Below are 20,955 nucleotides of genomic sequence, written 5' to 3' on the forward strand. Positions count from 1 at the left end.
CTGCGTTGCCCACCAAGCGGCGCGCTTTCTGCCTCGCTGCGGACCCACATCCGACAAAACACGATCTGGAAATAACGCGTCAAAAGCGCCTAGGGTTAAGCGGTGTCGAAGCCTTGACATGTACTGTGAAAGAATCGCATCAGCAGCCCAAACCACTATTCAAAAATAGCGACTCAATCTTTTCTTGGGAAAGCCCCCACGCTTCCACGCCTAATTTGTTTACAACGTAAGCCACGATAGCGCCCATATTCATACGGGAAACCGGGGTAGATCATGATTAACGTTCTTCAAGCATCGCGCAATACGCCTAATCGTCCGGCCTCAGTATGCCAAGTCTCTTGGGCTGCCGATCTGCCGTACCGTTGTAGAAGCGCCTGCGGCATCACAAAAGATAACGCCACCTTTCGGTGGCGTCTTTGAGGGCAAAGTGGTCTTACCAGATGGTCTAAGCCACTTTTACTTCAGCAATTTGCATTGGCGCATTCAATGAGTTGTAGGCTTTCTTGAGAAGCGCCTCCAATTCACCTGACTGCAGCGAAATCGACTGGTTAATTTCTTCCAGCTCCTGAATGCGGTCTTCCAGCGTATCTGTCGCCTTATGAATGCGCTTTACGCTTTCCAGCCTACGGCGCAGCTGCAACTGATGCTCACGCACCTGCGTCTCCATAGGTGCCATCACCGCCTTCAGCCAGTTTTCAACATCACGATTGGCCACCTCGTAGACATACACCACTCGGCTCGCAATGGTCTCAAAGAATTTGCGCGTCAGCTTGCCTTGGGTAGTAAAGACGATCGCCCCAAGCGTATTGAAATGTTCGTTAAAGCTCTTTTCCAGCCGAGCAATCTCTTTGTGATACTTGAGCGTGGAAAACGGCGGCGGGGTGACAGAACCCAGACCATGCTCCTCACTGAACTTTTTATACATGGCCGCCATCATTGCCTGAATCTCGGCAATCTGCTCAGCCGACTTCGAGATATTGGCATTCACATCTTTAAAGAACTTCTGCATGGCAGAGGTCAGCCCGGTCGAGAATGTGCTGTCCTCCATTTCCAGGCGAATCTTGGCAATACGAGCGCGCAGCTGATCCATTCCCAAGTATCCGAATAGAATATTGGTTTGCTGCGAGAAAACGCTACGTAGAGCCTGAAAACGCTGCATACCACGTTCAAAATGCTCTTTTTCTTCCTGAATCTTGTCGAGCATGTGGCTGATGACATCCTGATTCTTGCCACGCAGCGCTTTGAGCTCATTCAGCTGCTCCATCACACCATCACGGCGTGCGCCCAGAATGCCACGGGTTGCCAACACCAGATCTTCAATCTCAGTTTGAGTGTTGTCGCGAACAATTTCCTGCTTGGATGGGATCAGCTCATCCGACAATGCCTGCTCAAGGGCCCCCAACCGGCAACGCGACAGCAACAGCTGGTCATCGTTGATCTTGGCAACTAAGCCCTTTTGGGCCGACACGGGATAAATCTGATTCGTCTTGATCGATAACAGATCGGCAACCGTCTTCACCTGCTTCGAAATTTCGGCATCAATCTCCGTTTCCGACTTCAAGCTATCCCACAGGCCATCGATCTTGTTCAAAACCACGATCCGCCCTCGTTGCCCACCCTGCACCTTACCGATGTGGCTGCGCCAGACTTCAATGTCGGTCTTGGTCACACCAGTGTCTGCCGCCAACAAAAATAGAATGGCGTGTGCATTCGGCAGCAGATTCAGTGTCAGCTCGGGTTCAGTACCAATCGCGTTCAGACCTGGCGTATCGAGAATCACCAACCCTTGCTTGAGCAAAGGATGGGGGAAATTAATGATTGCATGACGCCAGCACGGAATCTCGACCAAGCCATCCGGACCAATCGTCAAACGATGATCAGGGTCTTTTTCATCGAACAAGCCATACTTTTTTGCTTCTTCAATTGTTACGCGCTTGGTTTGGCCAACTTGCTGAAAAGCCGTCACCATTGCTTCGCCGGAATTAACATCCAGCTGAATGGTTTTCCACTCATCGGGATAACGTTTGTATTCAGAAGTCGTAGTGTCCCCTTCGCGGGTTTCAATTGGCAGTAATTGAATCGCATTGGGGCGCGAAGACTCATACATCAACTCAGTCGGACACATCGTGGTGCGACCGGCAGATGAAGGCAAAATACGCTGTTTATAATTGGCGAAGAATATGGCGTTGATTAACTCTGATTTCCCACGGGAAAACTCGGCCACAAAAGCAATATTGAGCTTGTCGTCACGCAGCTTATCGACCAGATGCTGGATACGCATATTGGTCTGAGCATCGTTAAGGTCTTGTTCGGACAACCAGCGCTGGATATCAACAATTGACTTGGTGAGATTTTCTCTCCAGCGACTGTACGCCTCAAAATCGGCCACTAAATTATCGTGCCCCATGAGTGGAATTCCTTGTTTTGTGCCGCGTTTCAGAATGACAAAGGCAAGTGTACCTCGGCCGGGGCAAATTTAGCATAGTCTGTTGGAGATTCAATCTCGTGTTCCCGCCATAGCCACCAACCGGCTGCCGCCAAAATGAGACGATGCAGGGTTTGATCAAGGCATCACCAATTTGTTGAAGTCTAGTCAAAATTCAAGCAAAAACCCGCCGCTTCAGAAGATTGGGGCGCCCTATGCCATCGAAATGAAAAGGGCAAACCCCACGCAATACCCAAGCGCTTTAATCACCAACTGCAATGACCGGTCATCATCAATCAAGTGGCGCTGTTGCCATTTCATTTCCGAATAAGGTTTCGGCAGATTTGCGCCCGTCAAACCGCCAGTACCGAGCCGGCACTGCTCGACTCCGGCGCAACCCAAAAATAAAACGGCCGCAGCGCGTAGATATTTATTTTTGTATCCTCTGACCAATTTGCAAGTTAACTCATGCGTCGGGCATTGGATCGTGAGGGTGTACGCGAACCAGCACAATGCGCGGCCCCTTCATTTTCTTGACAACCACATCGAAGCGCTCGAATTTCACCCGATCCCCTTCGCGCGGCACGCTGCCCAGTTTCCACATCACCAGGCCACCTACTGAATCAACTTCGTCATTGACGATTTCAACACCTAGCGCTCGCTCAAGACTGAAGATAGGCAGACTGCCCTTGCCCAACAATGTCCCGTCATCCTGGCGTATCCACTCTTGATGGCTTTGCCGGAATTCATCTCGAATTTCCCCCACCAGAGCACCGAGAAGGTTATCTAGCGTAATAAATCCAAGCGGGGCTTGGCCTTTGATTCCGACCGTCGCGAAATGCGGTGCCCCCGTGCGGAAACGACGCATTAGCTCCACGGCTTTCATGTCGGGCGATATCAGCAATGCGGGTCTCAGGTATTCGCGCAAATCTCCAACACCCTGCCCGTCCACCAGCGCAGGCAGTAGATCCTTGACGTGCAATAGCCCCTTCACATTCCCATCCTCATCCAGCCACGGATAACGTGAAAAGCGCTGGTGCGCAATCCGCTGCAGATTGTCCGCATGGCTTGCATCGGCAGACAGGGACACCGCTTCGTGGAAAGGGCGCATTAAATCGGCAACAGTCAGGTCCCCAAAATCCAATGTATGCGCCAGCACCGCCCACTCATCCTGCGTAAACACATCGCTGGCGCGACTGGTACGCAAAATCAGCTTGAGCTCCTCTGCGCTGTAATGAGCCTCATGCTCACCAGAGCCGGACAGGCCAAGCCACTTCAGGATCAGATTGGCACTGGCGTTCAGCACCCAGATACCGGGGTACATGATCCAGTAGAAAACATAGAGGGGAACGGAGGTCCACAGCCCTACTTTATCGGACAGCCGAATCGCCAATGATTTTGGCGCAAGTTCGCCAACTACGATGTGCAGGAAAGAAATGACCGAGAAGGAGATCGTCAGGGATGCCGCATGCAAAAGCGCCGGGGAATCGACACCAAAAAAGGTCAGAACAGGCTCGACAATTCGGGAAAAGGCCGGCTCACCCACCCACCCCAACCCTAGCGAGGCTAACGTAATCCCAAGCTGACAGGCAGACAGATAGGCATCAAGCCTTGAATGGACACGACCGAGGATTTTTCCAGGCAGTCCATATACTTTGACCATGGTACGGACCCGGGTTGCCCGTAATTTCACCAGGCTAAACTCGGCCGCTACAAAAAATCCATTAAGAAATACTAAAAGAATTGCCGAAAACAATAACAGGCTGTCCATGAGACTTAGGTTTTCACCCCTATTTTACGAAGAAGAAAGCAATATAATGGAAAGGCGCGCATCATACACGAGCCAGCTAAGTGCCACGGTGAAGAGCCTGCTAATCATGATTGACACCCATGCGCTTTATGGGCGCGGGAGGTTTACGTTTATGCCACCAATTACAGCCTCAACACCCGCCAAAGGCACCGCACCAAATCATTGATTCATATTAAAATTTTCACCCATTACCGATAGCTTTGAATCAAAACTGCTTTCAATCCCTATTACGCAAAGCGGGATATATTTCAGACTTTATTGATTTTAGCCGATGTTGCACCGATGGCATTGCCAGGGATTGTGTGCATCGAACCGAAATCAAGTAATTTGCAACCCCTGCATTTACCCGAGAAAGCCAGCCAAGCCATGTCTACACGTATGAATGTTCTCGGCCTGCCGCTACAGCCCTGTAGCTTCGCGCCACTTACCGGTTATTTTCGGGATGGCTGCTGCCGGGATAACGAGCAGGATGCAGGCCGTCACATTGTCTGCGTACAGGTCAGTGCGGACTTTCTGCAATTTTCGAAGCGGGTGGGTAATGATCTCTCGACACCACGTCCCGAATTTGGCTTTCCCGGGCTTAAGCCGGGTGACCGCTGGTGCCTATGTGCAACGCGCTGGGTTGAAGCCCTGACCAGCGGCCACGCTCCCCCTATATACATGGCAGCAACCGACGAAGGCATTCTGGATCTGGTGTCGCTGGAAACCTTGGTCGAATTCGCACTGGATCGCCCAACAGCAAACTGACCATTCATCCGGCCAGTACAAAATCTCTGGCATTTCAACCCAGGTCAGATCTATATTGAACACGTAGGCCACTGTTTCAAATCATGAAAGGAGGGGAAATGGCGGTAGAGCGTAAATCATCAGTTCTTTCCTCTGAATATCGAGGGCCAGATCGCAGGATCAGCGAGCGGCGGCAAGCGTTGGAGTCGGATGAAATTGGTTGGCGTCTTGTGAATTTTGCGCTGAATGGTAATGAACAGCGCGCCGCTCTGGGTAGAAGAAGTAGTGATCTCGCGGTTTTTGGTAGCCTCGGCGCATAGTTTGATGTTTGGGACTATAGGACGGCGTGAATGCCATATTGGGATAATGTGATTCAGCATTACCCAGCAGCAAGAGAAGGCGGTGACCCCGCCTTTTTGCTTTTTGGCAGTTCCCTTGAAGAAACTTCGATTCAATACCCCATACGGGAACCATCCCGATCTAAAGCAGACCCAGCGTCTCTCTCATTGATGATTGATAAATAACCACACCTTATGGAAAACCAGTTAATGCTCTGGGCTGGCGCGATGATTTTGATCGTGGTCGGCGTTGCTGGTACGGTACTACCAGTCATTCCCGCAGCTCCATTGATGTTGGCCGGCATGCTGCTTGGAGCCTGGATTGACGACTTCCAACGCATCGGCGCACCCAGCCTGATCATCCTCACGATTCTGGCCGTCGCCATGACCGCCATAGACTTCATCGCCGGCGCACTGGGCGCTAAAAAGCTCGGTGCAAGTCGAATGGCCGTTATAGGCGCCACAATCGGAAGCATATTGGGCATTTTTGCCGGCATTGTCGGCCTGATTCTCGGTCCATTCGTTGGCGCATTTGTCGGGGAGATGATCGCTCAGGGCGACGCCTATCGAGCCGGCAAAGTGGGCTTGGCTACCTGGCTCGGCATGGTAATTGGTACCGTCGCCAAAGTCGCTCTGGCATTTGTCATGGTTGGCATCTATGGATTTGCTTATTGGTTTTGACCCGCAATTGGTCAAAACTGGAAAGGCGAGACAGTACGAGTCCGATTGACAAGTTCCCCCCCAATGAAGCATCGGGGCGAGTATGAGCAATACAGCAAGGCACGTATGACTGGGTGGACTGGTTAAACGAATCTTAGGTTCTGTTGAGTTAGGTTTGCAGAACCTAACGACGGCATTCCCCAAAATTCGCGCCAACGCGACGTAAACTCAGTGTCCGCAAGGCCCTGGCTTCGGTTGCACTTTGACCAATGCCAATAAGGGCGCTATGGTGCCGGTCTCGTCCATCCTTGGAGATCCAGATGCAGCGCCCGATCTGCGTGACGATCCAGTTGCAACGCTCCGCTTCGATTCCGCGTCCATTCAATGGCCTACGCAGACAAGCAGGCGTCGTCTCGCTGAATTTCAAGATCGCGATTGTCACCATTGTCGCGGCATCGCTGGGAGCAGGTGGCTATATAGGGTATCGGGCCCTCGGAAGCCATATGGCAACACAAGCCTCGCCTCAGGTTGTCTACTCTCCTCGAGCAGATGGCAAACCGGAAATCCTGCCATTTCCTGGCAAACCGAGCCCACCATTCAGCGATGCAGAAAAATTGCCCGCTGAAGACACCACCTCCCCCCCACCCGTGAAGGGCTGGAACGGAGAAGCCAAGCCTCTGCCCGCCACAAAGCCTGCTAGCGGGAAGCCTACCCAAGCCCCCATAGACTTGAAGCCACCTCCCCGCCCAGTGAGCGAGCCCGCGTCGCCCGCGCCCAGCCGCCAGGCCGAACCTCAACGCGCCAGCAATATGTCGGAGGAACTTGCCGATTGCGAAAAGCAGAGCTTCTTCACGCGAATCACCTGCCGGGAGAAGGTGCGCTGGAAGCATTGCCAGGGACGGTGGGATGAAGTGCCCGGCTGCGAAACCAAGCACGCGGAACGCGAGAAAAACAGCAAATAAAAAACGGCGTTTCCGCCGTTTTTATTCAAAGCCCCTTTCCGTGTCTCGTAAAAGGAAGGGAAGCTTGTAACTATCGGCGTTCCTGCAACCACAACAAACCAAGTGCCGCAGATATAGCAATAGCGCCCGGTGTCGCAGCCGCCAGGATTGGCGGCCAGTCGTACAGCAATCCCATGTAACTGCATAGCTGATTCAGCAGGAAAAACGCCAAACCCAACATCACACCAATAAACAGCTTGATGCCCACCCCTCCGCTTCGTCGCTGGCTATTGGCAAAAGGCAACGCCAAAATCAGCATGGCTATACAACCCAAGGGGTAAGCAATTTTGCTCCACAAGGCAATTTCATGCCGGCTGGTCTTCTGCCCATTGCGCTTCAGGTGGTCGATATAGCTGACCAAGCTCTGCAAGGACATTTGCTCTGGCCGCACCAACAAAGCCGAAAGCATATCCGGGCTTAGCATGGATGATCGCCAGGCAATCTCACCAGCAGCAGTCATGCTGGCATCTCTCGAACCGAAAGTCAGGGTTGTAACGTTGTTGAGCCGCCAGTTCTTGCTACCGCTGTCAAAGTAACCCGACCCGGCCCACGTGATGCTCGAAAGCCGTCGCTGAACATCAAAGCGAAAAATCTTTACCGCTCTAAGCGTCGCGTCCGGCAAGACTTCACCAATGTTGACGAAACTATCCCCATCGCGCGCCCAGAAACCAGACCGGAAATCCTTCGCAACAAATGAACCCGTTGCCGCCAAGCGCATCTGCTGGGCGGCCCGCTCTGCCTGAGGCGCCAGAAACTCGCCTGTTGCCAGGGTAATTCCCGCACATACCAGCCCGGTAAGCGTCAAGTTGCCGATCACACTCGCCACCGACCAGCCACCGGTACGCATCACGGTGTACTCGCTGCTGGCAACAAGCTGGCTCAACGCCCATAAACCACCAAGCAAAGACGCAATTGGCATCAACTCGTATACATGCACTGGCGCAGACAACACGATGAAAACAATCAGCCGCACCACGGTATAGCTGCCATGTCCTACATTTTGCAGCTCATGCACAACATCAAAAAAAGACAGTAACGCCAGCAGTGCAAACAAGGCGCCTGCCGTGGCACGAAGCACATTGCCTAGTAAATATCTCGCAAGGATTTTCATGATCGGTTTAGCGCGGCGGCCCCAGTCTGCGATAGAACAGAATCAGCACCGTGACCGCAGCCGCCACGTGAACCGGCCAGAGATTGACCCAAATCGGAATTCGACCCTGCGCCACCTGGGTCTCAAATAGATTGAGCAACTGAAAATAAATCAGGAACAACAGCAAGGCGAGAACGATATTGAATACACGCCCGACCCGTGGATTAAAAAACGCCAGGGGAATGGCCATCAGGCAAAGCAGCAATGCACTGATCGGCGGCGCCGCACGCAACGCCAGCTCGGCCTTGTAAGCCGGCCAAGGGGCACGCCACAGGGTCCAGCTATCTGTGGCCTGAACCGCCAGACTTACCGCGTTGCGCTGCCCTTCGGCAACCTGCAACTGACTGCGTTCAAACTCCACCATGCGATATGCACGAGAACCGGGCTTACCCTCATAGCGTCGCCCATGCTTAAGCACCAGGATCCGCTCCCCATCCGGCATGGAAGTCAGAAATCCTTCATCGGCGACAGTAATGCTCTGCATGCCATCCTTGATCGACTCGACAAAGATATTGCGCGCAGCCCCTCCTTCACCGGTGAAATTTTCGATGAAGTACACCGAATCAGACTTGGCCGACTCTTTGAACAAACCTGGCGCGACAGTCGAAACATCATCTCTGCGGGCCAGTTGGTCACGATACTCATCCGCCTTGCGCATGGCCCAAGGCGAGAGGCCGAGACTCAGCAAACCAATCGTGAATACCAGAGGTAAGGCAAACCGCATCACCGGACCAATCCAAGCGGTAATTGCCAAGCCGGACGACTGCCAGACCGGCATTTCATGATCTCGGTAGGCTCGGGTCAGCGTATACAGCACGCCGACGAACAAGGACATCGACAATATCCAGGGCGTATAGCGCAAGGCCATGAACCCGATGGTGGCTGCAACGGCTTCAGATGCCAATCCGCCAGACGCTGCTGCTCCCAGTAGCTTGACTACCAGCTGGGTCAGCACAATGCCTAGGAGCACGAAAAAAGTAGACGCCGTAACGACCGACAGCTCCCGATACAACGCGCGAGCAAACACCCGCCGGTCAGGCATAAGAAAACCAAAAAGTGAGCGCCGATTGGATCGCAAGATCGTGTTTAAAAATGACGTGAATGGAAAAAGGAGTGTGTTTGCAGTCTGGCACCTGCTGTGGGCTTGGCTCAACCACTCAATTGCCCGCAGAGCACAATATCTGCAGAAAACCCGTGAAACCCCAGTGGTGCTTTGACTTTTGCGGCCAGAATGCCGGAAAATCGTTTGATTGATCTTCAGTTTTGCCAAGACCCCGCCAAAAGCAGGATCAGGCTCATTTAACGCAGATCCATGGCGAATCCTCTATCGCCAGGTCGGCGAAAAATCATACAGGAGTCCACCGTGGAATTCAGCATCAAATCGGCTTCGGCAGACAAGCAAAAATCCGCTTGCCTGGTTATTGGTGTTTATGAAGGCAAAAAGTTCAGCGCTGCGGCCGAATCTATTGATCAGGCGTCCGAAGGCCATCTCTCCAGCGTCGTCAAACTGGGCGACCTCGAAGCCAAAGCAGGCTCTACCCTGTTGCTGCCCAAGGTTCCCGGCATTGCTGCCGAGCGCGTTCTGCTGGTCAGCCTTGGCAAGCAAGCCGACCTTGGCGACAAGGAGTTCCGCGATGCCGTGCGCGCCGCAGCCAAAACCATTCATGGCCTGGGCGTAGCCGATGCAGCCTTTTACCTGACAGACACCCCCGCCAAAGACCGCGATGCCGCTTGGGCTGCCGGCGAAATCGCCCAGCTGGTTGTAGACCAGGGATACACCTTCGACCAACTGAAGTCGAAGAAAGATGAGAGCAAGGGTCGCCTCAAAAAGCTGGTAGTTGCCGCCGCCAAGTCGGAGAACGATGCCGTCGAAGTGGCTGTGCGCCGTGGCAGTGCGATTGGTGATGCGATGAACTTCGCAAAAAACCTCGGCAATCTGCCCCCAAATATCTGCACCCCCACCTACCTGGCAGACCGCGCACGCGAGCTGGCCAAGAGCTTTGAAATGAAGGCAGAGATTCTGGAACGTGCCGATATTGAGAAACTTGGCATGGGTTCCTTTATTTCTGTCGGGAAAGCCTCGACCGAGCCAATGAAGTTGATCGTGCTCAAGCACGAAGGTGCCGGCAAGAATGACAAGCCCGTAGTACTGGTTGGCAAGGGCATTACTTTTGACTCCGGCGGTATTTCGCTGAAGCCGGGCGAAGGCATGGACGAAATGAAGTACGACATGATGGGCGCCGGCTCCGTTCTGGCAACCATGCATGCGGTTGGCGAGCTCAAGCTCAAGCTGAATGTCATCGCCATCGTACCCGCCTGCGAGAACATGCCGGGCGGTAACGCCAACAAACCCGGCGACATCGTAACCGCCATGAACGGCACCACGATCGAAGTGCTGAACACCGATGCCGAAGGTCGGCTGATCTTGTGTGACGCCTTGACATACGCCGAGCGCTTCGAGCCCGCCGCCGTGGTCGATGTTGCCACGCTGACTGGCGCCTGCGTGATTGCACTGGGCCATATTGCTACCGGTCTCTACTCGAATCAGGATAGCCTCGCCAAAGAACTGCTATTGGCAGGTGAAGATACGGCCGACCGTGCCTGGCACATGCCACTGTGGGATGATTACCAGGAACAGTTGAAGAGCAACTTCGCTGATCTGGCCAATATTGGTGGTCGCCCGGGCGGTAGCATCACAGCAGCCTGTTTCCTGTCCCGCTTTGCCAAAAAATACGACTGGGCGCATCTGGATATTGCTGGCACCGCCTGGAAGTCTGGCGCACAGAAAGGGGCTTCCGGTCGTCCTGTGCCGCTGCTGACCCGCTTCCTGATCAACCGCGCAGAAGCCGCCAAGTCCACCAAGAAGTAAGGAACAGGGGGCGCAAGCCCCCGTCTAAACATGAGTCAGATCACCTTCTACTTCAACCCAGCCAATCGTGAGCATGCGCTGTGCGTCATCGCAGGCAAAGCGCTGGCACGGCGGCTGCAGGTCGTTGTCGCCACAGGCAGCCCGGCTGCCAGCGAAGCCCTCGACCGTTTGCTGTGGGAGGTGCCAACGACAGGTTTTCTGCCGCATTGCGCTGCAGATGCAGCCATCGCGGCAGAGACGCCGATACTGGTCGATCATCGCTGTGAATTGCTACCGGTACGCGATGTATTGATCAACTGGACCGACAACCTCCCCCCTGGATTCGAACGATTCGGACGGGTCATCGAGATTGTTGACGCAGACAATGCCACGTCCGCCCGTGCCAGAGTCGGGGCCTACAAGGCTGCCGGCCACACGGTTGACTATATAGATTTGACCAAGCCCGATGTCTGACCCGAAGAAGCCCGATCCGGATAGTGCCTCGCCCATCTTTACCAAGATGGACGCCCTGATCGCTCGACACCGTGGAACCGGCCCCACTGCCGAAATACCTGTCCTGACGCAGATTCATGCGCTCGACACCCCAACGCAGAGCCTGTTGATTCCAACACTGAACGAAGTTGCGCCCGTTTTTGGTGCCGACGAACTCATGTTCACGCCGGAAGAAATCCACGCGACGCGACGCGACGTGCCGACATCAGACATCGCAGTCCCTGCAGACAAGCCGGAACCACCCCCTGTGTTGGTAGGTACGCCGATGGATGCGAATTCGGTACTCGACTTCCCGGAGTTGGCATTCACCCCAATGGATGCACCCACCGAGCTGTTGGCACCCACACCGCAACCCAAGCCCGGACCCAAACCGCCGCCTCAGGCCGCTGCACGGCAGCCCGCGCCCACTCCCCACACACTGACTGAAACAAAACTTGATTTCGACTTTGAACCGCCGCCCCCCGCAGACGAAATTGTCGAACACGAGGGCAAGCTGATTCTGGGCGATCTAGAGCTGACGATTGATGATGAGATTCAGCTTGATCTGCCAGCCCCTCCTGCGGCCGATGCAGAGCTGCTGCACTTCAGCTACGACCCGAATGAGCCAATCGAAATCATCGAGCTGACGCTGGAAGATCCCGCAGAGTCCGAGCTTGCTCTGTCCGTTGAGGCCGTACCGACAGCGCCGCTTGCAGCGCCTATGGAGGAAGCCCACGACATCATCGAGCTCACGCTCACGGATCTCGACACACCGGCAGACCACATCTCGCCCACCATAGAGCTGGTTGAAGCTGTTGAAGCTGTTGAAGCTGTTGAAGCTGTTGAAGCTGTTGAAGCTGTTGAAGCTGTTGAAGCTGTTGAAGCTGTTGAAGCTGTTGAAGCTGTTGAAGCTGTTGAAGCTGTTGAAGCTGTGCAGGAGTCTGCGTCCGCCGAGTGGCCAGAACCAGAAGTGCTGGAACTCATTGCGATACCGGATGCCTCGCCAGCAGAACCCGCGCCTGTACTCAGCGAAGCTCCCAGCTCCGCTGCAGCGAAAGCGTCCTTACAGGAGACTACCAGCGGGCAGACTCTGCCTGCCGAGCCTCCGCTCATGCAGGCGCTCACAGATGCTCATATTGAGCAACTCAACGCCCATATCCTGGCCGAGATTCAAGCAGATATCGGTAAATATCTGGAATCGCTGGTTCGGATTGAATTATCCAAGCTGGCCGCGCAGCTATATGGCGAGGCGTTGCACGGCATTCTGGCGCAAGTCCGCAAGGAAGTTCACAAAACCATCGGCGACCGGGTAACCCAGCTGGTTGCTCGCGAACTAGATAAATCGGGTATCACGCGTCAATCCGATCGCCGCTAGGCTCTGCAGAGGTCTTGAATGAACGCGTCTGATAGCTGACATAAGCCGCGAATCGCCCCCCGGTTTCCAGACTCTGTTGATATTTTGTCTTTGGATCGACAAACAAAACCTCAACAGAGTCTGAACCTCCCTCGAACATCCAGACCCGAACACCTCAGCACCCGCCATCGGGCGAACATCCTATTACGTTTCTCACCCCCTCTGATCAAGCACCCACCGACGAATCCCAAGGTTGCTCGTAGCGGTAGCGCAGTCGCGCCACTTCCAGTGGCACCCCTTCCCGTACAGCCTGACGAATGCGCTGATCAACTCGATCAATACGCTCAGCCCGCTGCACGATGTCCTCAACATGGCTGGCCGGAATAGCCAATACGCCATTGCTATCCGCAACGATCCAGTCGCCTGGATTGATAAACACCTCCCCCACCCGGATTGGCACCTGCAATGCCGTCAAGCGCACACGATTCCTGCCTCCGACCATGTGAATCGCCGTGCTGAACAGCGGGTAACCCATACGGCGAATCTCGCTGATATCGCGAACCGCGCCGTGAATGACCGTCCCCATGATGTCTTTTTGCAGCGCGGCTTCTGTCAGCAAATCGCCCCAACTCGTGCAATCGCGACGTCCTTCGTTATCAATGACGATCATGTCACCACGCCTGACCTGATCGATATAGCTGATAGGGTCCTGATACGTGTCACCGCCACGAGAAAACGAGCGGAACATGGCAGTGAACGCCGGTCCTGCCACCGTTTGCTGGCCGGAAATCTGGCACTGAATCCCTTGCAGTGCCCCATAGATACCAATGTGATCCATGGCATCCGCCAGCGAAGGGGTATCCAGCAGCATCAAACGATGGCGTAGCGCATCCTGAGAAAACTGATTCATAGACAAGGCTCGCTCTTGAGAGATACCAGAAAGGCATCCAGATTGCGCAGAATGCTCCAGGCCAGAAACTCGCAGGCGTACTCCAGCACTTCTGGGCCACGATGCGGAACATCCAGCCGATACTTGCCCTGGCGGGCGCCAATCTGCACTTGGCAGCTCATGCTGAGGACGCCTTCCCACGGTGCGGCCAACGGTCGATTTGCCAGCGCTTTCATGCGCACCACGTCAAGGGCCGAGGTATCGTTGGAGGCAGGCAGGCGATTGGTAAAGGCTTGCTGGGTGATACCGTCATCAATCAACCAGCGACGCCCCGCCAGCAAAGGCAGTAACTGCGTCATCGCTGACACCCCATCCCGACTGACCAGGTGTGCAGCAAACCGGCGCTCCAACTCAATGACGCAGGGCGCGGCACGTTCGTCGAATACACTCAGGCGTACATCAACATAGGGATAACGCCACAAGTAAGACACATCAACCGCAGCGCCATACTCAGCCAGTATCCTGCCAACAATGGCCGCAATATCAGACTCAACCACCCCCAGCAGTGTCCAGCAATAGCTCGGGGCCGCAGGATGTTTGGGGGCCGCAGCCAACACCCGGTCCAGCATAGGCAGGCATTCGCGAGGCGGCCCAGGCAGAACCAGCAGCCGGCATGCCTGCCAGTCCAGCTCAAAACCAGCCGCCGTCCCATTCGGATTGGCAAGAATCCGCGACCCTTGCGGGAACAGGGCCTGCACCCGGTTGGAAGGGTCCATTTTCAAGCCATAACCGGTCATGCGCGTTTCAATATTGGCCATGGTTGTAGCATCGAATTCCAGCGATCGCTGCAACACGGCAGCGACCGCATGCCGGGTCAGATCATCGGGCGTCGGCCCCAAACCGCCATTCACCACCACCAGATCGGACTGCCCCAAGCCATCGGCCAAGGCCTGCTGAATGGCCGGCAAGCGATCGGGACAGGTATGCTGGCTTGTCACCACATAACCGGCCTCGCTCAGCCGGCGGCCAATTTCCGCAGCATTGCTGTTGAGCACTCTCCCCACCAACAACTCCTCGCCCACGCAGACGATGCTGGCGCGTAAGGCATGTCGGGGTCTGGTCACTGCCTGCAATATGGCAGATGCCATGTCTTGCGTAGTTGATGCGCCTCCCAGATCCGGGGTCAGGCACCTCCCCTGCCGAACCACTTGAAGCACGGCCCCGTCAATCCGATCAGCAGCTGCTGCAAAACCCATGTGGCGCAACGCCATGCCAATGGTCAGAAACATGGCGGCAGGATTAGCCCGGCCGCTACCAGCGATATCCGGCGCACTACCGTGAACCGGTTCGAAGTACGCCCGCCCATGGCCGATATTGGCGCTTGGCGCCAAACCCAGGCCACCCATCACACCGGCCGCAAGGTCGGAAAGAATATCCCCCAGCAGATTCTCGGCAACGATGACCCCGAAACGCTGGGGTTGCCGTACCAGATCCAGCGCAACCGCATCAACATTGCAGATTTCGGCTTCGATGCCGGCATAGTGCGCGGCAATACCCAAAAAAATATCTGTGGCGAACTGGCCGCTCTCCCGCAGCACATTTGGCTTGTCGGCCAACGTTACGCGGGAATAGCCATTTGCACCGGCATAGTCAAAAGCATATCGGAACAGCCGCTCCAGCCCGAACCGGGTCTGCAGCCGCACTGAAATCGCCGCCTGATCCAGGCCGCTACGTGCCAGATTCGGGTGCGTCAACCAGTCAGATAGCGACTCAGGCACTCCCTGCCGATCAAACCCCGCATAAAGGCCCTCGGTATTTTCACGGATGATGGCGCAGCGAAACGGCATGCCCTGCCCCGCCAGCCGCCAGACTGGCCGAACGTTGGCAAATAGCTCCAGCCGTTGTCGCAACTGCAGCACTGGCGACGTGTACCGTAGTCCTCTGCCCTGCAGAGTCGGCACCAGCTCGGCCTCGGCGGCCTGCTTGCCTTTACTGCTGATGGCGCCCAGCAACACCGCATCAGCCATGTCAATCTGATGCCAGGTAGCAGCAGGGATTGCATTTCCTTCCTGGCACCAGAAATCCCAGCCAATCTCTCCAAACTCACACTGTATTGGCAGATTCAGCAAATCCAGTACCGGCAAGGCCGCTTCACAGACTTCTCGGCCAATGCCATCGCCGGGCAAAACCAGAAATTTTTTCATCATGCGTATCGGCAAGGTTCTGTTGACGTTTTATTTCCAGATCGCGTTTCGTCGGATTTGGTGCTTGATGCAAGGCGAAAGCGCGCCGCTTAGTGATTAGCCACGCGGTTTCTCTCGGAGCGCACAGTCTGCAAGGCTGGCAAGCGCAACACAGCAGCAGGTCTCAATCCGGCGAAACCGAAATCCCCGCAGAAGATGCCGTGGCGGTAGGCCGCTTTGCGGCAGCTGCGCCTGGCGAACTCAAAAACCGGGGACAGCAAGCCCCCTCCAGCAACCATTGGCGATCACCGAACGAGTCCGCCACAGAGCGGATTTTCGACGGCAGAACCTCCAATCAAGCTTCCGCTTGTTGGAATTTGTTCAAGTGTCTGGCGTAGCTGGCAGTGGAAACGAAAGATTTTCAGCGGATGCTCCCCCTAATTCCTTTCGACATCCGTCTACATCAGCCCAAACGGCTTCCAATTGATCGTACATTACGGCCGGGTTGCAAATTGCCGCAATCAAACTAAATCGAATTTGGATATGGCCAATTTAAATAAACCCATCAATCCAGATAAACACAGAGAAGCTCCCCCCTGCCGGCCAGGCAATCGGAATCAAATGGCACATGACCAATTCACTCACAATTGCCGCCAGGGCATATTGCAAAAACCAGGGCAAACAAGGGGCCGAGGCAAAGATCGACGGATAATCAGCCCGATTAACTTGGCTGCCTATCGACCGACCGATGTAGCTTATCCAGATAGATCGCCACCGCGTGGGCACGGTTGGCCGCCCCGAGCTTGCGATAAATGGAGCTTAACTGTGTCTTGATGGTCTTTTCGCTCTTACCCAGAGAACCTGCGATCTCTGGCGTCGAATGCCCGCCGATTGCCAATTGCATGACGCGCAGCTCGGCAGGAGTCAAAGCAGCCCCTACTCGGGGCAGACGACGGTTTTTGGCTGGAGTGTGCGCGGCAAGTGTGCCTGCACCAAATTGATCGGACATGAATTCCTCTCTATGGAACCTTAAAAAAATGGCTCGCGCTGTCATTTGTTTTTTTAAGCGCCTGGAAAAATTTCGACTGGTTGGCAACAGACCAGCCTGAGATCTCTTGCGGCAAAGAGACCGTACTGCTTCGGAATAGTCAGTGACCGCACATTCCAAAACGGTTCCATATTAAATTCGTTTTTTTTGACAGTCATTCTTTTTAGATTGATGATTGACCTAATTGCGCACAAGCCGCTGACACCCATACTCCCTCTATCCCCCTCACTCAAGCGGCCAACTCCCTTACCCCCACCCTTACAAATTCCAATTTTTTTCAATAAAAATCAAAGAACTGACCTCCTTCAAGTCTCGCCCCCCACGCAAGGCAACCAACACCCTGCTGGATTGCGATGACGTCATCAGCCATGCGGATATATTTCATGCAGCGAGATCAGAATTTGAACCTGCAAACGGCTCAGGCTCTGTTCAAATGCGCTGCGATTCAGTACAACGCGCTGTTTTGCGCAATCTGATTCACCATATCCCCCGATCCAGCGAAGACGGAACCAGACAACACCAACCCTCAATTGTCCATTTGCCGCAATGTCCGATCTGCCAAAACTTCCCGCTCCGACCCTGGCCAGACTGGCCAAGCTAGGCATCCGCTGCAGGCTGGACCTGGTCTTGCACCTGCCTTTGCGTTACGAGGACGAAACCCACCTCTACCCCATCGCCGACGCAATGGGTGGAATGACCGTGCAGGTGGAAGGCATTGTTGAACATTGCGAAGTGGTCTACCGACCGCGCAAACAACTGCTGGCGCGTATTCAAGACGGCAGCGGCGAGCTGTGGGCCCGCTTTCTCAATTTCTACCCGAGCCAGCAGAAACAGTTGGCCGAGGGCCGGCGGGTACGGCTGTATGGCGAGGTACGCCACGGATACTACGGTCCGGAGATGGTTCACCCCAGGGTGCGCAATGTTGAGGGGGGCGCTGACTTGCCCGAAGCGCTGACGCCGGTGTATCCAACTGTGGCAGGCCTCACCCAGGCCAGCCTGCGCAAGCTGATTACTCAGGCACTGGCTCCCCCGGCACCCAGCGATACCCTGCCCCCCCAGGTGCGCGAAGTACTGGGCCTGATGGCATTTGGCGACAGCGTGCAGCTATTGCATCACCCCCCGACAGACATCACCCCCGCCAGCCTGATCGAACGCGGCCACCCAGCCTGGCAACGCATCAAATTTGACGAATTGCTGGCACAGCAGCTATCGATGCGCCTCGCCTACCGACAACGACGCGACCGGCATGCACCCGTGCTGGCGGGAAATGGACAACTGGTGGCAGCGCTGTTGGCAGCACTGCCCTTTGGCCTGACCGCTGCGCAACAGCGGGTACTGGCAGAAATCCGTACCGATTTACAGAGCGCGCATCCGATGCAACGGCTGCTGCAAGGCGATGTTGGCAGTGGCAAAACCATCGTGGCAGCCCTTGCCGCCCTGGTGGCCATTGAATCAGGCTTTCAGGCGGCCCTGATGGCCCCCACTGAAATCCTGGCTGAGCAGCATTACCTGAAGTTCAAGCAGTGGCTGACACCTCTGGGCCTGGAAGTGGTCTGGCTAAGCTCCAGCCTCAAGACCAAGGCCAAGGCCGCAGCCCTCACCGCAGTCGCCGAGGGCCGGGCCGACATTGCCGTCGGCACGCATGCATTGTTCCAGAATGCCGTGAGCTTCGAGCGTCTGGGGTTGGCCATCGTCGATGAACAACATCGCTTTGGCGTGCACCAGCGTCTGGCTCTACGCAACAAAGGTGGCAGCCCGCATCAATTAATGATGTCAGCCACCCCCATTCCCCGCAGCCTGGCCATGACCTACTACGCTGATCTCGACGTCAGCGCCATCGATGAGCTACCACCAGGTCGCACGCCCGTTGCCACTCGCCTGGTAAGGGATGAACGACGGGATGAGGTGATCGAGCGGGTACGGCAAGCCTGCCTGAAGGGGCGGCAGGCCTACTGGGTGTGCCCGTTGATCGAAGAGTCGGAAACGCTGGAACTGCAAACAGCCGTAGACACCCATCTGGCGCTTTCCGAAGACTTGCAGGGCCTGCAGGTTGGTCTGATACATGGCCGGCTCAAACCGGATGAAAAAGCCGGCGTGATGGCCGCGTTTGCTGGCAATCAGCTGCAGGTGCTGGTCGCCACAACGGTGATTGAAGTCGGCGTCGATGTCCCCAACGCCAGCCTGATGGTGATTGAACACGCCGAGCGCATGGGCTTGGCCCAGCTACACCAGCTGCGCGGGCGGGTAGGGCGCGGTGCAGCCGAAAGTGAATGCATTCTGCTCTTCAATGCCCCGCTTTCCGAGCAAGCCAAAGCACGGCTCAAGGTCATCTTTGAAACCACCGATGGTTTTGAAATCGCCCGGCAAGACCTGCTGCTGCGCGGCCCCGGCGAGTTTCTCGGCGCCCGCCAGTCCGGGTTGCCCATGCTGCGCTTTGCGGATCTGGAAGCCGACAGCGAACTCTTGGAGCTCGCACGCGAGCTGGCACCTCAGCTGATCAGCGACTATCCACAGGCTGCCAGCGACCATCTTAACCGTTGGATGGCCGGGCGCGATGAGCTGCTGAAGGTATGATCACGCCTCGCCCAGCATTGAAATATGCCAACAGAATGGACAAAATTTCCAAGCGGATTGGTAATTGTTTACAATTCCTACCGATTGAACAGTCGTTTTAAATTTCAGGAGTACACCCCATGCCGGTAAACCTTCAGCCCCCCGCTGCCAAAGACTTATTCCCGATCTCCGGGGTCGAACTGGGGTGGGCCGAAGCAGGCATCAAACGCCCCGGCCGCAAGGATGTACTCGTCATGCGGTTTGAAGCCGGCACCCAGGTGGCTGGCGTATTCACCCAGAACCGCTTTTGTGCAGCGCCTGTCCAGCTGTGCCGTGAGCATCTGGCGGCAGGGGAGCCGATCAGGGCGCTGGTCGTCAACACCGGCAACGCCAATGCCGGCACCGGTCAGGAAGGCCGCAACCGCGCACTGCAGGTCTGCAAAACCCTGGCAAACCAGCTGGGCTGTCAGACTGAACAAATCCTGCCTTTCTCGACCGGGGTGATTCTCGAACCGCTACCGGTAGACAAAGTAATCGCCGGCTTGCCAACCGCCATTGAGCGGCTGGCACCTGCTCACTGGGCCGAGGCTGCCGAAGCCATCATGACAACCGATACGCTGCCCAAGGCCGTATCGCGGCAAATTGTGGTGGATGGCGTCACGATCAGCATCACCGGCATCGCCAAAGGCGCTGGCATGATCCATCCGAACATGGCCACCATGCTCGGCTTCATCGCCACCGATGCCCCTATCGCCACAGCAGCCCTGCAGACCTTGGTCAGCGACGCGGCAGACCGGTCGTTCAATAGCATCACCATCGATGGTGACACCTCAACCAACGACTCCTTCATCATTGCCGCCACTGGCAAGGCGGCGCTGGCGCCGATTACCGACAGCCGCAGTGACGCATACCAAGCCATTGCCGCAGCCATTACCGACGTCGCCATCATCCTGGCACAAGCCATCGTGCGTGATGGCGAAGGGGCGACCAAATTCATGACCGTCACCGTGGAAGGCGGGAAAAATCGAGAGGAGTGCAAAGCGATTGGCTACGCCATTGGCCGCTCCCCGCTGGTGAAAACCGCATTTTTCGCCTCGGACCCAAACTTGGGCCGGATTCTGGCAGCGGTAGGTTATGCGGGGGTGACTGATCTGGACGTGGATAAAGTTGATCTGTATCTCGACGACGTTCTGGTCGCCGTCAATGGTGGCCGAAACCCTGACTATCGAGAGGAGCAGGGCCAGCAAGTCATGAGCAAACCAGAAATTCTGGTGCGGGTACGCCTCAACCGAGGCGAGGCAGCCGCCACCATCTGGACCTGTGATTTTTCATACGATTACGTAAAGATCAACGCCGACTATCGAACCTGATCGGTCCCCAGCCACGCTTTGCGCCAGGTCCAGCGAGACAAGCGGTCACCTGTCGGGGCACTGCCGCCTGCCAAGCCGGGGCGTGATGGCTTGCCCCGGCTTGGGCCG

General features: G+C 55.7%; 16 protein-coding genes. 9 read left to right on the top strand and 7 right to left on the bottom strand.

Translation table 11 applies throughout. The features are described 5' to 3' along the window. Positions 1-445: 445 nt before the first annotated feature. Both PZA18_RS03335 and PZA18_RS03340 read right to left on the bottom strand, forming a co-directional pair. Positions 446-2,407, bottom strand: a complete 1,962-nt coding sequence (locus tag PZA18_RS03335) for a dynamin family protein (RefSeq protein ID WP_284099372.1) — start codon at positions 2,405-2,407, stop codon at positions 446-448. Between the two features lie 484 nt (positions 2,408-2,891). Continuing rightward, positions 2,892-4,196 carry a hemolysin family protein gene (locus tag PZA18_RS03340; RefSeq protein ID WP_284099374.1) on the bottom strand — a complete coding sequence of 435 codons (1,305 nt, stop codon included), beginning with the start codon at positions 4,194-4,196 and terminating at the stop codon, positions 2,892-2,894. A 405-nt stretch (positions 4,197-4,601) separates the two neighbouring features. Here PZA18_RS03340 and PZA18_RS03345 point away from each other — a divergent pair, with 405 nt between their 5' ends. The 4 genes from PZA18_RS03345 (at position 4,602) to PZA18_RS03360 (ending at position 6,921) form a co-directional block, all read left to right on the top strand. After that, positions 4,602-4,982, top strand: a complete 381-nt coding sequence (locus tag PZA18_RS03345) for a DUF2237 family protein (protein ID WP_284099375.1) — start codon at positions 4,602-4,604, stop codon at positions 4,980-4,982. 98 nt (positions 4,983-5,080) lie between these two features. Next, entirely contained in the window at positions 5,081-5,281 is a 201-nt protein-coding gene (locus PZA18_RS03350; RefSeq protein WP_284099376.1) for a hypothetical protein, read from the top strand. A 213-nt stretch (positions 5,282-5,494) separates the two neighbouring features. After that, on the top strand, positions 5,495-5,980 hold the full coding sequence (locus PZA18_RS03355; RefSeq protein WP_284099377.1) for a DUF456 domain-containing protein: 486 nt from the start codon (positions 5,495-5,497) through the stop codon (positions 5,978-5,980). 299 nt (positions 5,981-6,279) lie between these two features. After that, on the top strand, positions 6,280-6,921 hold the full coding sequence (locus tag PZA18_RS03360; RefSeq protein WP_284099378.1) for a hypothetical protein: 642 nt from the start codon (positions 6,280-6,282) through the stop codon (positions 6,919-6,921). A 70-nt stretch (positions 6,922-6,991) separates the two neighbouring features. Here PZA18_RS03360 and lptG read toward each other — a convergent pair whose 3' ends face one another. Both lptG and lptF read right to left on the bottom strand, forming a co-directional pair. Then, the gene (lptG, locus tag PZA18_RS03365; RefSeq protein WP_284099379.1) at positions 6,992-8,071 is read right to left on the bottom strand and encodes an LPS export ABC transporter permease LptG; all 1,080 of its coding nucleotides are present in this window, start codon (positions 8,069-8,071) and stop codon (positions 6,992-6,994) included. Between the two features lie 7 nt (positions 8,072-8,078). Continuing rightward, positions 8,079-9,152 carry an LPS export ABC transporter permease LptF gene (gene lptF / locus PZA18_RS03370; RefSeq protein WP_284099380.1) on the bottom strand — a complete coding sequence of 358 codons (1,074 nt, stop codon included), beginning with the start codon at positions 9,150-9,152 and terminating at the stop codon, positions 8,079-8,081. A 321-nt stretch (positions 9,153-9,473) separates the two neighbouring features. Here lptF and PZA18_RS03375 point away from each other — a divergent pair, with 321 nt between their 5' ends. Genes PZA18_RS03375 through PZA18_RS03385 form a run of 3 tightly spaced genes read left to right on the top strand, consistent with a single transcriptional unit; the run spans position 9,474 to position 12,825 of the window. Next, positions 9,474-10,979, top strand: coding sequence for a leucyl aminopeptidase (locus tag PZA18_RS03375; protein WP_284099381.1), 1,506 nt, complete (start codon positions 9,474-9,476; stop codon positions 10,977-10,979). Positions 10,980-11,009: 30 nt separating this feature from the next. Continuing rightward, positions 11,010-11,432 (top strand): DNA polymerase III subunit chi, encoded by a 423-nt coding sequence (locus PZA18_RS03380; RefSeq protein WP_284099382.1) that lies wholly within the window; start codon positions 11,010-11,012, stop codon positions 11,430-11,432. Beyond that, positions 11,425-12,825: a hypothetical protein gene (locus PZA18_RS03385; protein WP_284099383.1), complete on the top strand. Its 1,401-nt coding sequence runs from the start codon at positions 11,425-11,427 to the stop codon at positions 12,823-12,825. The genes PZA18_RS03380 and PZA18_RS03385 overlap by 8 nt, the downstream gene beginning before the upstream one ends. A 205-nt stretch (positions 12,826-13,030) precedes the next feature. On the opposite strand, the gene PZA18_RS03390 is transcribed toward PZA18_RS03385, so the two are convergent. From PZA18_RS03390 to PZA18_RS03400, 3 genes are all read right to left on the bottom strand, one after another. After that, a complete protein-coding gene (locus PZA18_RS03390; RefSeq protein WP_284099384.1) occupies positions 13,031-13,714 on the bottom strand; it encodes an RraA family protein in 684 nt (227 codons plus the stop codon). Next, positions 13,711-15,900 carry an isocitrate/isopropylmalate family dehydrogenase gene (locus PZA18_RS03395; RefSeq protein ID WP_284099385.1) on the bottom strand — a complete coding sequence of 730 codons (2,190 nt, stop codon included), beginning with the start codon at positions 15,898-15,900 and terminating at the stop codon, positions 13,711-13,713. Before PZA18_RS03395 ends, PZA18_RS03390 begins: the two co-directional genes overlap by 4 nt. 697 nt (positions 15,901-16,597) lie before the next feature. Further along, positions 16,598-16,885 carry a helix-turn-helix domain-containing protein gene (locus PZA18_RS03400; protein WP_284099386.1) on the bottom strand — a complete coding sequence of 96 codons (288 nt, stop codon included), beginning with the start codon at positions 16,883-16,885 and terminating at the stop codon, positions 16,598-16,600. Between the two features lie 531 nt (positions 16,886-17,416). Between PZA18_RS03400 and recG the strand changes: the two genes are divergently transcribed. Together recG and argJ are read left to right on the top strand one after the other, a co-directional pair. Then, positions 17,417-19,498, top strand: coding sequence for an ATP-dependent DNA helicase RecG (gene recG / locus PZA18_RS03405; RefSeq protein ID WP_284099551.1), 2,082 nt, complete (start codon positions 17,417-17,419; stop codon positions 19,496-19,498). A 119-nt stretch (positions 19,499-19,617) separates the two neighbouring features. Continuing rightward, positions 19,618-20,847 carry a bifunctional glutamate N-acetyltransferase/amino-acid acetyltransferase ArgJ gene (argJ, locus tag PZA18_RS03410; RefSeq protein WP_284099387.1) on the top strand — a complete coding sequence of 410 codons (1,230 nt, stop codon included), beginning with the start codon at positions 19,618-19,620 and terminating at the stop codon, positions 20,845-20,847. Positions 20,848-20,955 lie beyond the last annotated feature (108 nt).

This window comes from Parachitinimonas caeni, assembly GCF_030129945.1.
GTDB lineage: Bacteria > Pseudomonadota > Gammaproteobacteria > Burkholderiales > Chitinimonadaceae > Parachitinimonas > Parachitinimonas caeni.

Excerpts from the sequence above, each read along its gene's own strand:
- PZA18_RS03335 (WP_284099372.1), bottom strand. The coding sequence starts at position 2,407 with ATGGGGCACGATAATTTAGTGGCCGATTTTGAGGCGTACAGTCGCTGG.
- PZA18_RS03340 (WP_284099374.1), bottom strand. The coding sequence starts at position 4,196 with ATGGACAGCCTGTTATTGTTTTCGGCAATTCTTTTAGTATTTCTTAAT.
- PZA18_RS03345 (WP_284099375.1), top strand. The coding sequence starts at position 4,602 with ATGTCTACACGTATGAATGTTCTCGGCCTGCCGCTACAGCCCTGTAGC.
- PZA18_RS03350 (WP_284099376.1), top strand. The coding sequence starts at position 5,081 with ATGGCGGTAGAGCGTAAATCATCAGTTCTTTCCTCTGAATATCGAGGG.
- PZA18_RS03355 (WP_284099377.1), top strand. The coding sequence starts at position 5,495 with ATGGAAAACCAGTTAATGCTCTGGGCTGGCGCGATGATTTTGATCGTG.
- PZA18_RS03360 (WP_284099378.1), top strand. The coding sequence starts at position 6,280 with ATGCAGCGCCCGATCTGCGTGACGATCCAGTTGCAACGCTCCGCTTCG.
- lptG (WP_284099379.1), bottom strand. The coding sequence starts at position 8,071 with ATGAAAATCCTTGCGAGATATTTACTAGGCAATGTGCTTCGTGCCACG.
- lptF (WP_284099380.1), bottom strand. The coding sequence starts at position 9,152 with ATGCCTGACCGGCGGGTGTTTGCTCGCGCGTTGTATCGGGAGCTGTCG.
- PZA18_RS03380 (WP_284099382.1), top strand. The coding sequence starts at position 11,010 with ATGAGTCAGATCACCTTCTACTTCAACCCAGCCAATCGTGAGCATGCG.
- PZA18_RS03385 (WP_284099383.1), top strand. The coding sequence starts at position 11,425 with ATGTCTGACCCGAAGAAGCCCGATCCGGATAGTGCCTCGCCCATCTTT.
- PZA18_RS03390 (WP_284099384.1), bottom strand. The coding sequence starts at position 13,714 with ATGAATCAGTTTTCTCAGGATGCGCTACGCCATCGTTTGATGCTGCTG.
- PZA18_RS03395 (WP_284099385.1), bottom strand. The coding sequence starts at position 15,900 with ATGATGAAAAAATTTCTGGTTTTGCCCGGCGATGGCATTGGCCGAGAA.
- PZA18_RS03400 (WP_284099386.1), bottom strand. The coding sequence starts at position 16,885 with ATGTCCGATCAATTTGGTGCAGGCACACTTGCCGCGCACACTCCAGCC.
- argJ (WP_284099387.1), top strand. The coding sequence starts at position 19,618 with ATGCCGGTAAACCTTCAGCCCCCCGCTGCCAAAGACTTATTCCCGATC.